The sequence below is a fragment of the Nonomuraea sp. NPDC049646 genome, from assembly GCF_044465525.1.
GTDB lineage: Bacteria > Actinomycetota > Actinomycetes > Streptosporangiales > Streptosporangiaceae > Nonomuraea.
The window spans coordinates 49,512-65,181 of record NZ_JBITLU010000027.1 but is presented as its reverse complement, the minus strand read 5'-3'; the positions used below and the strand labels follow the sequence as shown (position 1 = coordinate 65,181).

At 64.1% G+C, this 15,670-nt stretch carries 9 protein-coding genes; 4 read left to right on the top strand and 5 right to left on the bottom strand.

Features of this window, described 5'->3' with window-relative positions; genetic code table 11:
* Positions 1-547: 547 nt before the first annotated feature.
* On the top strand, positions 548-1,549 hold the full coding sequence (locus tag ACIBQ8_RS47290) for a hypothetical protein (RefSeq protein ID WP_397195444.1): 1,002 nt from the start codon (positions 548-550) through the stop codon (positions 1,547-1,549).
* 345 nt (positions 1,550-1,894) lie between these two features.
* On the opposite strand, the gene ACIBQ8_RS47285 is transcribed toward ACIBQ8_RS47290, so the two are convergent.
* The 3 genes from ACIBQ8_RS47285 to ACIBQ8_RS47275 all read right to left on the bottom strand — a co-directional run bounded on the left by ACIBQ8_RS47285 (position 1,895) and on the right by ACIBQ8_RS47275 (position 3,988).
* A complete protein-coding gene (locus tag ACIBQ8_RS47285; protein WP_397195443.1) occupies positions 1,895-2,317 on the bottom strand; it encodes a hypothetical protein in 423 nt (140 codons plus the stop codon).
* A 61-nt stretch (positions 2,318-2,378) separates the two neighbouring features.
* A complete protein-coding gene (locus ACIBQ8_RS47280) occupies positions 2,379-2,894 on the bottom strand; it encodes a hypothetical protein (protein ID WP_397195442.1) in 516 nt (171 codons plus the stop codon).
* Positions 2,895-3,559: 665 nt separating this feature from the next.
* Positions 3,560-3,988: an integrase core domain-containing protein gene (locus tag ACIBQ8_RS47275; RefSeq protein WP_397195441.1), complete on the bottom strand. Its 429-nt coding sequence runs from the start codon at positions 3,986-3,988 to the stop codon at positions 3,560-3,562.
* 1,188 nt (positions 3,989-5,176) lie between these two features.
* Between ACIBQ8_RS47275 and ACIBQ8_RS47270 the strand changes: the two genes are divergently transcribed.
* From ACIBQ8_RS47270 to ACIBQ8_RS47260, 3 genes are all read left to right on the top strand, one after another.
* A complete protein-coding gene (locus ACIBQ8_RS47270) occupies positions 5,177-5,404 on the top strand; it encodes a hypothetical protein (protein ID WP_397195440.1) in 228 nt (75 codons plus the stop codon).
* 1,133 nt (positions 5,405-6,537) lie between these two features.
* On the top strand, positions 6,538-13,203 hold the full coding sequence (locus tag ACIBQ8_RS47265) for an RHS repeat-associated core domain-containing protein (RefSeq protein WP_397195439.1): 6,666 nt from the start codon (positions 6,538-6,540) through the stop codon (positions 13,201-13,203).
* A gap of 3 nt (positions 13,204-13,206) precedes the next feature.
* Positions 13,207-13,620 (top strand): DUF4279 domain-containing protein, encoded by a 414-nt coding sequence (locus ACIBQ8_RS47260; RefSeq protein WP_397172026.1) that lies wholly within the window; start codon positions 13,207-13,209, stop codon positions 13,618-13,620.
* 250 nt (positions 13,621-13,870) lie between these two features.
* Here ACIBQ8_RS47260 and ACIBQ8_RS47255 read toward each other — a convergent pair whose 3' ends face one another.
* Together ACIBQ8_RS47255 and ACIBQ8_RS47250 are read right to left on the bottom strand one after the other, a co-directional pair.
* The gene (locus ACIBQ8_RS47255; protein ID WP_397195438.1) at positions 13,871-14,947 is read right to left on the bottom strand and encodes an integrase core domain-containing protein; all 1,077 of its coding nucleotides are present in this window, start codon (positions 14,945-14,947) and stop codon (positions 13,871-13,873) included.
* A gap of 87 nt (positions 14,948-15,034) precedes the next feature.
* Complete coding sequence (locus ACIBQ8_RS47250) at positions 15,035-15,667, bottom strand: hypothetical protein (protein ID WP_397195437.1); 633 nt, start codon at positions 15,665-15,667, stop codon at positions 15,035-15,037.
* Positions 15,668-15,670 lie beyond the last annotated feature (3 nt).

Here is a 15,670-nt window from a genome sequence, read left to right as displayed (position 1 = left end):
GTCCCGGTGCTTCAGCCCGCGCTCGTCATGGGCCTGCCCGGAGTCGGTGAACCGCTTGTTGCTCTGGGGCCTGGTCCTCTCCAGGGTGAGCAGGCCCCATCCCGTCTCGGGGAGATGGCAGTCCTTCTGCCGCAGGCCCGCCGCTTCGGCCGGACGGAGGCCGCCGAAGTACATGCACGCGAACATCGCGGCCAGCATCGGCCCCCGCGACCGACCTACGTAGGTCACTGCGGTCAGCAGCTCTCGCGCCTGCTTCGGGTTGACCACGGACCTCCGGTCAATCTCGCCGCTCACCTTGGCCTTGCGGAACTTGACCTTGTACAGCGGATTTGCCGAAAGCTCTTCCAGCTCCACGGCGTATTCAAGGGCGGCGCAAGCGCCGCCACGCGGCCCGAGCTTGCGGGCCGCACGCTGCGCGTGCGGCCTAGGGGCCGTTCTCGCGCGCGCCCACCACTCGGGCCGCGCAGTGGACGGACGCCGAGCCGAACTGTCAGCGCATCGGGACATGCTGTGATCACCCTGCTGCCAGCAGTTCAGGAGGACGTGCATGCTCGCGATGATCACAGCTCTCTCCCTAACGGTCTGGACCCTGACGCTTACCGCAACCCTCTTCGTGATGGGAGGGGAACAGAGCCCACGACGCCGCCTGCTAGAGCTCATGACGTGGAAGTGGTCCGAAGGCGTCGCCAGCAGGAAGACGCGAAAGCTATGTCATGAGCTGAATGCAGAGCAATCCAAAGCAGTCCGACGCGAAGTAACAGCTGCTGAAGCGGCGACCTGGACCGGCGTTATTCGGTTTCTCCTCGTTGGCATCCCAGCCGGCGCCACATCACTTAGCGGAGCAATGTATGTCGAGGCATGGCTTGGCAATTTTCCTGCCTCGACTGCCGCTCAAATTGGCACCTTCCTGCTACCGCTCACCATTACTGTTCTTACCCTCTTCGGGTCTCTGTCCATCAGCGACAGGCGCCCTACGATCTGTTATACAGTTAATGCTGCGGCGATGGCGTGGTCCAGCCTGACATCCCCCAAACAGCTTACCTATGAGATCCCCACAAGGCAGGCCATTTCGTGGCTGGAAGCCCTTGCTCGCCACCTTGAAGTGGTAGGGGGGAGACGTATTCGCCCCGACGGGCGACGACCATCACTTGCGCTACAGAAGGAGATGGCCCGAGCAGCGGCGTACGTACGGAACCTCAGAGACTCAGTGTTATTGGATGGGCGCGAAGAAAGTCGAAAAGAGATCGCAGAGAAGATTCTCACGCTTCTTAGGACACTTCTCGACGAGAGATACGATGAACTAGCGCCCGCCTCGGTTGAAGAACCGAATTGGAATCTCCAACCAACGAAACCCTGGCGTCAGTACATACTGCTGGCGGTCGTTTCTGTCAGTGTTGGCCTGTTTGTGCTACTACTCGGAAAAATTGGACTAGATAGCGCCATCGTTACAGCCGTTCTAGCGCTACTAGCAGTGCCATGGTTTAAGCAACTTCGTCTACCAGGCCATGTGCCAGAGGAGACTCAGCACAAGGACAAGCCGAGCACATAGGTTGGTCGACAAAAGCGGGTGGGTGCGAGCGCCTCCGGCGGGGGCGCTCCGACTCCGGGATGATCGCTGTGCGGGGCTTGAGGTCCGTAGGTAGCTGAGGTGGAAGCCCGCTCATCCCGCCCGCCATCGACCCGGGACAAGCCGAGCAGACCAGGGCCACGGGTACCAGATCGTTCGTCAGTGGGGCGCTCCATCTGGCACCCGTGGCCCTGGCCCGCTTCCCTGCGGGCGGGTCGACGGCAGACGGGATGCTCGCCTGGGTGGGTTGCGCACATCGCGCGAGAGATTCCAGGCCGTGGGCTGATTGCTGGGCTATTGCGTAGGCGTTTTCGTGCAATCTCGCGATTAATCTTTGACTTGATCTGTCCAAATATCCACACCTTTTAGTGCTCGTCGCAGGTCTTCCAGGTTGCGCGGAAGCGCCTGCGGTTCGTAAGTAACGTAAACATGAGCTGCGGGTCTAGTGCTCATTCTTGTGACCCACTTGCCGTCATAGGAAATGCCGCCTGACCAATACGGGCGAACAACATTCTCGTCTATCTTTATCTTTACAAGTGTACGCAGGTCCATGCCTGACCCTGCAGGCCATACCGCAAAGCGGCAAACGGGTCGTTCTGTAGTTGGTTTCCAGTTTTGATCCAATTCATCGAACTCGCCACGATGAGAATTCTTATAAATCTCAATCCACTGCTCGAGATACCGCTCCGCTTTCCATTCGAAAATCGCTTGCTGTCCAGGCAGGAAGAGATACTCTCCTCGCTCGCTCAATTGTCGCGGCTCCGAGATATGACCGTCAGTCAATGGCGATTCGCCTGCTACGAACTGGAACTCATCCCCGAAAACATGTGCCGAAACTTGGCCCACATTGCATATAAGGCCTCTTACTGTAAAGTATATCATCATATTCGTTCACCTCCTCGTCAAAAATGACCACGTTTTCCCCTTTGTTGAATACTGGATATCCAGGGCCATCTTCAGTCTTGCGTGGCAAGCCATGCCTTTCTCTTTCCCATTTTGGAGGAAATAGGGTCGGTTCCAAGGCTACGGCAATTTTCGCTGAATGCGTTTCGAAATAGTCGCGATAACTAGTTAAGGCGGAGACTTCTGCGATGCGTTCGGCAGAATCAACCTGTGCAGCGAATAGCTGGTCCTTCGCAACTTCTACCTGCTCTGCGGCAGCGGCTGCCTGCGCTTCGGCGGCACGTACGCCCCTCTTTGCGTGCCTTGCGCTCCTATAGGCGATTAGAATCGCGATAAGCGATATGACCACAGATGACCGTTCAACAGTCGCGTTCGCAACCAGCCATGTCCACGCGGTTGTCCATAGACGTTCGAGCTCGGCCATGCCTATCTAACGAGAACCCGCGGCACGAGGTTCCGCGTTCCAATGAGATCAAAAACCGTATGTCAGGTGGGAGTGCTTTCTCCACACCTTCAGGGGCCGTGCTACCGCGGGCTGATCACCGTACGAGAACAGCACAGAGGCTCGGGTGCAGCCGACCATCGGAGCGCAGGTGCCGTACATTGACCGTTGGAGCGCGACGCGGCCGCTGGCCACGCTCTAACTCGACGACCACGCACACCGGCGCCGCGCAGTCTTTCGTCCGGCGCCGCAGCCCGTCCATTTGGGAGCCGTAACGATCAACCAGGTTCCATCTGAGCAGCCCGCCGTTTAGACCTGGATCGGAAACATTGAAGATCACCGGAGCGCCTGGGACTCAGTCAGCCGGCAGTGGCGGCACACCAGACAAGATCCGGAATATATGCGGAACGGTGGCGTCTCTCCAGGAGCCGCCAGATGATTAGTCGCAGGTCAGCCTGTCGTCTGGTGCACGAGCAGCGCTCCACTTCTAATCCGACGGTCGCAGGTTCGAATCCTGCAGGGCGCGCTTTGATCATGGCCTGACCTGCTGCTATGTGGGATCGGATGCGTTCTAGAATTTTCGTCTAGCGGTTGCGTGCTCCGTGTGTGTGCCGCTCGAACCCTGAGTTACGTGGTCTGAGCTGCGGTTAAGCGGCGTGGTGGTATTCGTTGATCGTGCCTGTGACGACGGGTTTTCGGCGGACGATCCCCTGGTCGTTGAGGTCGGTTCCGTCGCGGGCGGGTTGGGTTGCAGTGTCCGGGGGACGTTGGTGCCTGGACTGGTGCGGCCGGTGCCCGTTGTAGTGAATCAGGTACTCCTGAAGCACAAGGGTCAGGTGGCGTTCGTTGAGGATCAGGATCCGGTCGAGGAGTTCGCGGCGTAGGGTGCCGATGACGCGCTCGCAGATGGCGTTCATTCTCGGCGTCCGCGGCAGCGTGGTGATGTCCCGCAGCCCTTCAGATGTGAAGACCTCCCGGAAGGCGGAGGTGAAGAGGGGGTCTCGATCGTGGATCACGAACCGCAGCCCTGAGATGCGATCACCAAGATCCATCATGAGATTGCGGGCCTGCTGCACTGTCCATGCCCCGGTTTGGGCTCGCGGCTACTCCGGCCAGGTGCAGTCTTCGGGTGCCGTGCTCGATGAAGACCAGCACGTACAGGCGTTTGAGCATCATCGTCTCGACCACGAGGAAGTCGCAGGCAACGATCGCGTGGGCTTGTGCGGTTAGGAACTGTCGCCAGGTCGGCCCGGCCCGGCGGGGTGCCGGATCGATAACGCTGTGTGCAGGATCTCCCACACCGTGGAGGCCGCGATCGGATAGCCCATGCGCGCCAACTCGCCTTGGATTCTCCGGTGCCCCCAGGTCGGGTTCTCCCGCTCCATCCGAACGATCAGTCTCTTAACGGGTTGACGGGTGCGGGGCCGTCCCGGGCACCGCCTGTCGGTGAAGGTCCACTTACGGGCTACCAGGTGACGATGCCAACGCAGGATCGTCGCTGGAGTGACCGGGAAGATTTTCGTCCACTGGTGGCGGCAGACCAGCCGCGATAGCGCTGCAAGCCAGAGCCGGTCGGCGTGGTCCCACTGCGGCCGGCCGTCGAGTTGGCGGCGGAGCAGCTGGTTTTCGTGACGAGAACCAGCAGCTCAACGTCCTTGGACAGATCAGCGCGAACCAGGATCGTCAGCAGGCCGAAGAGGTTCTCAGCAATTGATAGACCAGCGACAACAACACTTGGCGATGGTCGCAGTCGCTGCCCTGGACGCGCAGCAAAACCGCAGTTCACAGCACGAGACCGTATTTTCGAGCAGGACAGCATCCACCGCCGCTGCCGAGGTCGTTGCCGGAGCTGGCGGTGTGGGCCATCGCGCCCACCGGTACGGCTCCCCGCCTTCGTAGACGAGCATGTCGCCGGCAGACTGGAAGATCTGGGCCAGCCCGGTGGCGTGCGCATGTTGAGTCGCCGCAGGGGAGCACCGGTCAGAACTCACCGATCGTCCCTGTCAGCCTCGGCGGTGATGTCTCGGCCGGCCTGATGGGTGCGGCTCTAGCCGAGTGAGGGGTTGAGCTGGGCGTTTACTGCCAGGACTGTCTGGCCGGGTGGTCGTTGTCTACCGTGTGAGCAAACGTGCGAGGCGGTGGTGGCGATGGGCTCGTTACTGGAGGAACTGGCGTGACGGGAAACGGCGGCGCGTCGACGGATCGAGGGGATCCGTGAGCAGATCGCCGAGCTGAACCAGCAGCTTGAGACCGAGGAGAGCCGGTTGTCGCGGTTGGTGATCGCCAGGGAGACCGTGGAGGAGATCCTGGGCGAGGCGACCTGGCTGGTGGAAGAGCCCGAGTTCTCGGCCGATTGGACTGACATCGGTCCGGCCGAGTCGGGGGTGGTCGGGGTGGTGACAGTGCCCCGATGGCGACCGGGCGCACGGGTGGCTGTGTTGCCGCAGGCGTATGGGGATGCGAACGCCCAGCTCAACCCCTCACTCGGCTAGAGCCGCACCCATTCGAGATGCTCGTTCTCCTCCCAGTGGGGACGCTGTGCTCCGTCCGGTAGGTCTTGATGTTGCTGATCTCGTTGGCGTGCCGAGATCCAGGCCTGACAGGGCAGCGTCGGGGTCGCGGCGGAGTTTCTCCTGAGGAAGGGGCGCTTGTTGGCGTCCCGAAGGGAGGACGCCGTGGCTCCTAAATGTGCTGGTCGCAGTCCGCTGGGCTCTGTGGCGACAGTGTGGCCCCGGGCGCGGGGCGCGTATTCGGCGGGCGACCGTACACCTCCAGGGGGCACGCACCTATTTGGCACGATTGCCCATGGCGTTCGTTCAAGTGTCTGGGCGGGTGTAGTGGGTAGCGGAGACGGGGAATTGGGCTGTGAGCTGGGATGCATGATCGAGATCATCCCGCGTATATCCCCTGATCATGATCTTACGGCTGCATGTGGGCACCATCGGTTGCCTATCAAGGTCCGCAATGCAAAGACCTGTGGCTGAAAAACCGCGGGTCAGGGGCCGATGGTGTCGACTAGGGGAGTGCCCCCGGCAGGATTCGAACCTGCGGCACCCACTTAGGAGAGCTCGAGTCGAATGGCGTCCGGCTTCTCTGTTAATGGGCTATATGTGATGGTTGCTCGGCCTGTATTGGCTCCTCAGTAAGGACCTTCCACTGTCCATCGCTGGACGGGTGTTTGTGCTGGTGCGGGTGCCTAGATCTGGTGGTGGGAGCTTCGACGGCTTCTTGTCTACGTGTTGGTGCGTGGCGTGGCGGGGGGGGTGGCGAGGTGAGCGTGTATGTGCGCTCGGTGAGAGCGAGGTTCCTCTGGCGTGGTCCGTGATGCAGCCAATAGCTGGCTCCTCTACATATTTTCTACATTCAGCGAAAATCGTCTGATGTGACCTAAATCACACTCGCGTCGCTGTGTGCATGAATACGGATTCCGCGACTGGGTTGACATGGAGTGCACTTCATTGTGAAAGGTGAAAGCGACATTCCGTAGTTCTCGTCGGCGGTGTGTAGGTATTGACCGCGGGAGGAGCGTCGATCACGATCCAGGCGATCGTCTTTATTGACTCCTTATGGCGCAACGCGGCCTTTCTTCAGGGGCTGCGTCAGCGTGCCCGGAAAAGGTGGCGACATGCGGCTCCGATGGCGGTTACGAACGACGCTGCTGGTCATCGCAGTGGTGATGGCGGTGGTCATCTCTGGATTGGGGGTGCCGGACAATCTCGTCAGCCTGGCGGCGGCAGAGGTGTCCGGGCCGGACCCCGAGACGTCCGTGGATGGCCGTCCGGTCCCGAAGGCCAATGTGGCCAAGGGGGCGGAGGCGTCCCAGCCGAAGGGGGAGCGGCAGAAGCCGGTCTGGCCGAAGCCAGGAATCGCGCAGGTGGATCCTGGCGAGAAGGCGGTCGCGGCGGGTGAGTTGCCTGTCCGGGTCGCAACGGTCAAGGGCGCCGCGGACGTCGGCAAGGTGAAGGTGGAGACGCTGCCGGCCGCGACCGTACAGAAGCTGGGCGGGGTGGGCATCGCGGCCCGGCTCACCGGCGACACTCCCGGCAAGGTTAGGGCGGAGTTCTCGTACGCGAACTTCCGTGACGCCTACGGCGGCAACTTCGCCACTCGCCTTCAGGTGCTGCGGGTGCCGGCCTGCGCGTTGACGTCGCCGCGACCGCGGGACTGTGTGGTGCGCCCGCAGCGGGTGGCGGCGCACAACGACGTCAAGACCGGCACGCTGACGGCCGACGTCGACACCGACCCGGCCGATGGCAAGGCAGCCGCTGTCCCGCTGCCCAAGAGTGCCGACGGCAAGGGCGGCAAGTCGGACGCACGGGCGGCGCAGGCGTTCACCTCCGGTTCGGTGTACGTGCTGGCGACCGGGATGACCGGCCCGGACGGGAACTTCGGCGCCACCGACCTCAAGCCGTCGGGCACCTGGCAGGCCGGCACCTCGGGTGGCGGCTTCTCCTACGACTACCCGTTGCCGGAGGCGCCGTCACCGGTGGGCACAGGCCCGAACCTGTCGTTGCAGTACGACGCCTCCTCCGTGGATGGCGAGGGCCACTGGACCAACAACCAGTCCGGCGTGACCGGCATCGGCTGGAACCTGTCGGCCGGATTCATCGAGCGCAAGTACCGCCGCTGCACGGCCTGGAACGAGTACGACCCCGACACCGCCGACCTGATCTGGCACGCCGACGAGAGCGGCCCCTACGGTTCGGCGGTCTGCTGGGAGTCGCCCGACGAGCTGGCCACCGACGTCACCAAGGACTACACCCAGTCCGAGCTGGTGCTGAACCTGGCCGGCCGCTCAGCCTCAATCGTCAAGGACCGCACGTCCGGGTTGTGGAAGACGGTGCCGGACTTCGGATGGAAGATCGAAAAGCTGACCGGCGGCGCAGACGGCCTGGAGTACTGGAAGGTCACCTCCTCTGACGGGCAGGTGCACCGCTTCGGCTACACCAAGGACGCCCAGTGGCAGCTGCAGTACATCGGTAACCAGCAGGGCGAACCGTGCTCGGACCGGTACTTCAACGACGTGATCCCGCCCACCTGCGCCGGGGTCTGGAGGTGGAACCTGGACCAGTCGATCGACGCCAACGAGAACGTCATCGACTACACCTACGAGCGCGAGACCAACTACTTCTGCATGCCGGGTTGCCAGTACGAGACCTACAAGGTCCTGCCGTACGACCGCGGCGGCTTCCTCAAGCAGATCACCTACGGCCACAACACCCAGGTCGCCGGCACCACACCGACCTCGCGGATGACGTTCACCACCTCCGACCGCGGCGGCCTGGACGTGCCGACCGACCTGAACTGCGGCCCCACCTGCGCCACCAACGACGCGATCGCGTTCTACTCCACCCGCAAGCTCGACTCGGTGCTCACCGAGTCACGCAACCCCACCTCCGGGGTGTGGGAGCCGAACACCCGACTCGACCTCCGCTACCAGTGGATCTACACCCGCACGGACTTCGGCCCCGCCTACGACCCGGTGCTGTGGCTGGACAGCGTCCAGCAGACCGGACTCAACGGCACACCGACCAAGCTGCCGCCGGTGGACTTCGACGCCGCCATGGTGGCCGGGCGAATGGACTACGACAACTGGTCGGACTGGACCGACTTCCTGTCCTGGCGGATGGTGCCCAGGGTCGCGGGAATCGGCAACGGGATGGGCGGCCGGATCGAGGTCACCTACGGCCAGGCCGACCCGTGCGGCGGCGGCAAGGGCCGCGACGGCACCGACTATCTCTCCGACGCGACTGGCGACTGCTACAAGGTCCTGTACGACGAGAACCCGGAGACGGGCTACGAAAGCTGGGGCCGCTTCTACAAGCAGCTGGCCATGAAGGTGGTCGAGCGAGACCTGGTCGGCGGCTCACCTGACATGGTCACCAGCTACGACTACCTCGGCGGGCCCCGCTGGACCAACCGCGTCGAGTACGCCCAGCCCAACCTGGTCCCGTCCGGCAGCGACTGGCGCGGCTACGGCACCGTCCGCACCACCCGCGGTTCCGGCAGCGACCCCAACGGCTACACCGTCACCTCCGACACCTTCTACCGCGGCATCGACGGCGCCACCATCACCACATTCGAGGGCAACACCGTCACCGATTCCCGCGCCCTGCAAGGCCAGCTCCTGCAGGAGCAGACCTGGAAGCTGACGGCCACCGACCCGCGCGCCTACACCGAGGCCGAATCCACCCGCTACGAGTACCAGGTCGCCACCACCGGCACCGGCCCCGGCATCCTCGACCCTGCCTTCGTCCACCGCACCCGCGAACGCGCCCGCGAGCAGGTCACCGGCGGCACCTGGCGGTGGAGCGACCAACGCACCGCCTACAACGGCGACGGCCAGCCGGCCACGGTCAACGACTACGGCGACACCGCCGTCACCACCGACAACACCTGCACGAGCACCACCTACGCCCGCAACCCGGCCAACGGCATCACCAGCCTGCCCTCAGTGGTGGAGAAGCGCTCCGGCGACAGCTGCACCAGCGGCACCGTGCTAGGCAAGACGATCACGTTGTACGACGGAGGCACCGACCCGGCCACCAACACTCCGTCCGACGGCAACATCACCGAGACCCGCTCTTACGCCGGCGCCACGTCGATCTCGGTCACCAAGAACACCTTCGACGACTACGGCCGACCGTTGACCGCCACCGACCCGATGGGCAAGGTCACCACCACGACCTACACCCCTGCGGTTGGCTGGCCCCACCAGGGCGCCAAGGTCACCAACCCACTGGCGCACGCGGTCACCACGTACTCCTCGCACCGCAACGGCCTGCCCACGAAGGTCGTTGACGCCAACAACAAGACCACTGAGATCGACTACGACGCCTTCGGTCGCGCCGCCGCCCTGTGGGAGCCTGACCAGCCGAAGGCCAGCGGCACGCCGACCGCGACCGTTGCCTACGACATCCCCTTCGACGGCAACCTCGGCCAGCCCACCGCCCCGGCCAAGACCACCCTGCGCCGTCTCCTGCGCGGTACCACCTACCTCACCTCGTACAGCTACGACGACGGGCTCGGCCGCACCCGGGAAGAGCAGACCGCCTCTCCGGTCGGCGGCCGGATCGTCACCGTCACCGCCTACGACGCGCGCGGCCTGACCGCTGCGACCTCCCAGCCCGTGCACAATGGCGCCGCCCCCGGCAGCGGCCTGCTCAACCCGGCCCTGACCACCCTGCCGTCGTGGACCAAGAGCGTCTACGACAGCATGGAGCGCCCGGCCGCGGTCATCGACTACCAGCAGGCTACGGAATATCGTCGTACCACCACCGCCTACCCGGGACTGGACCGGATCGAGGTCACTCCGCCCGGCGGCGGCAAGACCGTCACCGTCTCCGACGTCTACGACCGTACGGTCAGGACCGAGGAGTGGAAGGACGGCTCCACCCACCACGACACCACTTACACCTATAACGCGACTGGGGGCCTCACCAAGCTCACCGACGCCGCGGGCAACGTCCGGACCTTCACCTACGACTGGCTCGGCCGCCGCACCGCCGCCACCGATCCGGACGCCGGCTCGGCGACCTACGGCTACGATGCCGCCGGCAGGCAGGTGTGGAGCGTCGACGGCAACGGAACCAAGATCTCCTTGGCCTACGACGACTTGGGACGCCGGAGCAGCCAGTGGGCCGGCGACCCGCAGACCGGCACCAAGCTGGCCGAATGGACCTACGACAGCGTCGTTAAGGGCAGCCCTGCCACGGCGGTCCGCTATGTCGGAGGCAGGACGTACAGCGACGCGGTGGTCAGCTACGACAGCGCCTACCGGCCTACTGCCACCAAGGTGATCATCCCTGCCGCCGAGGGCGACCTTGCGGGTGAGTACACCTTCACCACCAAGTACGACTACGCCGGCAACCTCATCGAGCAGGGCATGCCCGGCAAGGGCGACCTGTCCGCCGAAACTCTTACGCTGACCTACACTGACCTGGGCCTCGCCAAGAGTCTCACGTCGGACTATGGCGGCGGGACCACGTACGTCAAGGACATGGCCTACTCGCCCACCTCCCGGCTCAACGAGCGCTCCTACGGCGCCAACGCTCAGGTCAAGCGCACCTTCTCCTGGGATGAGGGCACTGGCTGGCTCAACCGCCTCACCACCACGGCTGGAAGCCAGATCGCCCAGGACGACCGCTTCACCTACAACGTCACGGGCGAGATCACTCGCGTTCTCGACGCCGCCTCGGCCACCCCCACCACGCCCGGCCAGGCCGAATGCTTCAGCTACGATGGCCTGTCCAGACTCACCGCCGCCTACACCACGACGGCAGCCGACTGCACGGCCGGCGCCGACGGGCAGGGCATCGAACCCTACAGCCAGTCCTTCGCCTACGACGCCACCGGCAATCTGACCAGCGTCACCGACAACGGCGCCACCGCGACCTACACCTACCCGGCCCCTGGCGCCTCCGCCGTGCGTCCCAACGCCGTCAGCTCGATCGCCAGGCCCGGCCGCACCGACACCTACGGCTACGACAACGCCGGTCGACTCGTCGCCCGCACCGTCGGGAATCAGCAGGCCACCTTCACCTGGGACGCTCTGGGCCAGCTGGACAAGGCAGTCGTCGAGGGCCACGAGACGTCGATGGTCTACGACGCCGACGGCGAGCGGCTCATCCGTCGCGACCCCGACGGGACCGCGACGCTCTATCTGGGCTCCATGGAGATCCGCGCGACGGCTGCGGGCGCCAAGGCCACCCGCTATTACGCTGGTCCCGACGGGGCGGTCGTCGCCACTCGTACCGGAACCAGTCTGAAGTGGATGGCGTCCGGCCTGCACGGCTCGACGCAGCTCGCTGTCGACGACGCCTCCGGCCAGGTGTCTCGCGAACGCTACCTGCCCTTCGGGCAGCGTAGGGGTGAGGATGACCTGCCCTTCACCGACCGCGGTTTCCTCGGCAAGACCGAGGACACCTCCACCCAGCTGGACTACCTGTCGGCCCGCTACTACGACCCCGCGATCGGCCGGTTCGTCTCCACCGACCCCCTGCTCGACTTCTCGAAACCTCAATGGCTCAATCCCTACTCCTACGCGGGCAACAATCCCGTCGGGTTGTCCGACCCGACCGGACTCAAGGTGATCGACGACGCCCGCCCGGCTGACCCGTGCGCCAAACCGAAGAGCACAGCCTGCAAGGTAAAGCGTAAGCAGGAGGCCGAGGCGCAGCTGCGGGCAGTGCAGGCCGACGTGGACCGCCAGCTGAACCTGCTGCTGTCTGCCATCATGGCGATCGCCAAGATCGCTGCCGATGAGCTGGGCATTACCGCCGGCATCAAGTGCTTCAGCACCGGCGACCTGGGCGCCTGCGGCGAGACCGCGCTGAACGTCCTCGGCTCGCTGGCCGGCGGCTTGGCGGGCAAGCTCGCGGCCAAATACGGCCTGCCGTGGAAATGGAAAAAGGCGTATGAACTTGGCAAGAAGGTCTGGAAGCACGCGGGTGACGCCATCGCCGCGTTCAAGAACTGGCTGAATGCCAAGGATCGGCTGAAGTTCGCCTCCAAGAAAGTGCAGGAGGCCACCGCCGCACTCGGCCGCGCGTGTGCACGGCCTAAACGGGCGAATAGCTTCGTGCCCGGCACCTTTGTGGTCATGGCTGACGGAAGCGCCAAGCCGATCGAAAAGGTCCGGGTGGGCGATGAGGTGATGGCGGCCGATCCCGGGACCGGCGAGCGCGGCGCCAGACGAGTCCAGGCAGTCATCGTGGGTGACGGCGCCAAGAACCTGGTCAAGGTCTCGGTCGACACCGACGGTGACCTGAGCACGGTCGAGGGCACCGTCGAGGCCACGGCCGAACACCCATTCTGGGCGCAGGACCGCCGCGCCTGGGTGAAAGCAGGCGGTCTCGAACGGGGAATGTGGCTGCTCACCAGCGGCCAGACCCGCGTCAGGGTCGCTGGCGTCGCCAAGCGTACGGCGGGCGAGCAGCGTGTGCACAACCTCACGGTCGCCGGTCTGAACAGCTACCACGTCGTCGTGGGCGGTGTGGACGTGCTCGTCCACAACGAGGATGAGCGGCCCGGTGAGGACTGCGCGGCCACCGAGAGGGCCGCTGAGGAGGCGGCCGAGGAGAGCGTCGACTTCAACAAGGTGAAGGAGCGGCGTCTCGAGCAGGAGTTGCGAGAGCGGTACGATCTCGATCCGCACGAGTTCAAGCGTGAAGAGCTCGGACGTGGCGCCAAGGTCTCAAGTTTCGACGTCTACAAGGGGTCGGACGGCTACTACTGGCTCATCAGCAAGGACGGCAAGGCAAAGATCAAATCGGCGTACAAGTGGAAGTAGCCCATGTTCAACGTGTACCTGCGCCTGGTCGCCGATGACGGTGACCCCGAATCGGTGACCCAGGCGCTCGGTATCGCACCCGACGAGTCCACCCGGCACGGCCGCCCGTCCCCCAAGACGGGCAGGCCGTACGGGTTCAGTTCATGGACCCTCGCACTCGGCCGGCAGGTGGGGTCGGACCAGTTGGAGGAGGTGTTCACTAGACTGACGGCGTGGGGCGACCGGGGCGCTCACACGCTGCGTGATCTCGCCGGTGACCGGGGCTGGGAGACGACGTTGATCGTGGTGCAGGAGTTCCGCGACGCCGAGGAGCCCCGGGAGAAGGGCATCTCGATGGGCGCGGACTTCATCTGCTGGCTGGCGGAGGCGCGGGCCGGTGTCGAGGTCGATCAATACCTCATGCTTCTGCCAGAGTGAGCTTGATCGGCATGCGCGATGTCACTGACGAGTGGGGGACGCCCATACACCCGGCTCCGGATACACGAGCTGGGCATCATCCGGCTCTTGTGGACAGAAGATCGATCCATGCACCACGTCCGTGGACGTGAGGGGGGACTTCCCCCATGAACGTGGACACCGATTTCAGGCGGCAGACTTCAGGCTATCTGGCGTCTTCTCGTAGTCGATCGGGCTGAGCTGTGCCTGCCGACAACTCCATCCATGCAGGTCAAGCCGCTTGTGAGTACTCATGGAGGACGCCGCCGAGCCGGTCTCGTCGGCGGACCTTCAGGTCGAGGATTCGCTCTGGGGCCGTGATCGGATCGGGGATGGTGCGCAGCGGGGCTGCTTGGTTCAGGACCTGATGTGCTCGGTGCTGGTTGTAGAAGTGTTCGTACTCGCGCAGGGCGTGCCGTAGGTGGTGTTCGTTCCAGATCAGGCAGCGGTCGAGAAGCTCGTGACGGCACGACTGCACCCACCGCTCCATGATGGAGTTCATCCGCGGCATCCGGATGCCGGTGAGCACCGTCGTGATGCCGGCCTCGGCGAGGACCTCGTTCATGAGGGCAGGGAACTTCCCATCCCGATCGCGGAGCAGAAAGCGCGCCCGGCAGCCCGCATCGTGCAGATCCATCACCAGATTCCTGATCGTCTCGATGACCCAGCTGGCGCTCGGGTGTGCGGTGGTGCCGAGCACCCGGACACGCCTGGTGGCGTGCTCGATCACCGCCAGAATGTACTGGCGTTGCCCGTTGAGGGTGATGGTCTCGATGAAATCGCAGGCCAGCAGGGCGTCGGCTTGCGAGCGCAGGAAGTCGGCCCACGTGGTGGCCGCCCGCTCGGGCGCCGGATCGAGACCTTCCTGCTTGAGGATCTCCCACACCGTGGACGGCGCGACTTTGATGCAGAGCGTGGTGAGTTCACCATGCACCCGGCGATACCCCCAGGCCGGATTCTCCCGCGTCAGGCGCACCACCAACTCTCGGATCTCCTTGCTCGTCCTTGGGCGGCCGGAGCGGCTCGGATACGTCCACCGGCGGCGGATCCGACGCCGATGCCAGGCCAGCAGCATGCCCGGCGTCACCAGCCGATGAGCCCGCAGCCCGGACGGCAGGAGTCGTGTCAGCGCGGACAGGAGCGCTCGATCGGCCCAGTCCGGCGTCGGCCGGGTGACTTGCCTTCGCAGTATCGCCACCTCATGCCGCAGCACCATGATCTCGACGTCCTTGGCCGCCTCGCTCCGGCCCCGCAGTGCCAGCCGGCCGAACACCCGGATCATGATCAGATACAGGAGACGGACAGACATAAGAGCCAATCTTGCCCACACCGCTGCATCGGCCCGACCTGCAGGTGAAGCACCCCGCGACGACTTTTGAAGCGATACAGGTGCCCATCAACTGCGGCGAACTTCGTCCGTGATTATAATATCGCCGATCCTTGTTCCCGGAGCCAAGTTCGATGTTCCTTGCCGGAGCTCACCAATAATGTGCCAGTAGATCGCGATGTCGAATCGACTCAGATTGACCAAGTGATCCTCGCCGCCCAGGAAAAGTGGAACGTTGTAACCCACGCACTCTCCGAAGCCCAGGGGCGTCGCGTCGGCAGTCCGCCACTCCTGATAGAAGCTCTTGGCCAAGGCTTCGTCGGCGTAGTCGACCAACTCGCCATTGTGAAAATCAGAGAAGGGCACCGGGATTTCCAAGGCTTGGCCGGTCCCGGGCTCAAGCATGAGGATCGGAGGGTCTTCCGTCTCTACGCGGAGGTCCAGGGAGAACTGCCGCCCCAACCAGTCGAACCCGAAGCAGGACAGATTGCCGAACTCTGGAAAGGCGTGAGCGGCGAAGGCATCAGCCTCTGCATGGGATTTCCATGTGTGAATCCTGTACAGGCCGTCATTGAAAGTAGACCCGCCGTACCCCGACAACAGGCGGTCGGCTGCTGCGTGGCGTCCCTCATCCCGAGGGACGCCACCGTCGGTCCCCGCATTTGCCGTCAGCTCATAGGCCTGCAGGAACCGATCAAGCATTGT

Excerpts from the sequence above, each read along its gene's own strand:
- ACIBQ8_RS47290 (WP_397195444.1), top strand. The coding sequence starts at position 548 with ATGCTCGCGATGATCACAGCTCTCTCCCTAACGGTCTGGACCCTGACG.
- ACIBQ8_RS47280 (WP_397195442.1), bottom strand. The coding sequence starts at position 2,894 with ATGGCCGAGCTCGAACGTCTATGGACAACCGCGTGGACATGGCTGGTT.
- ACIBQ8_RS47265 (WP_397195439.1), top strand. The coding sequence starts at position 6,538 with ATGCGGCTCCGATGGCGGTTACGAACGACGCTGCTGGTCATCGCAGTG.
- ACIBQ8_RS47260 (WP_397172026.1), top strand. The coding sequence starts at position 13,207 with ATGTTCAACGTGTACCTGCGCCTGGTCGCCGATGACGGTGACCCCGAA.
- ACIBQ8_RS47255 (WP_397195438.1), bottom strand. The coding sequence starts at position 14,947 with ATGTCTGTCCGTCTCCTGTATCTGATCATGATCCGGGTGTTCGGCCGG.
- ACIBQ8_RS47250 (WP_397195437.1), bottom strand. The coding sequence starts at position 15,667 with ATGCTTGATCGGTTCCTGCAGGCCTATGAGCTGACGGCAAATGCGGGG.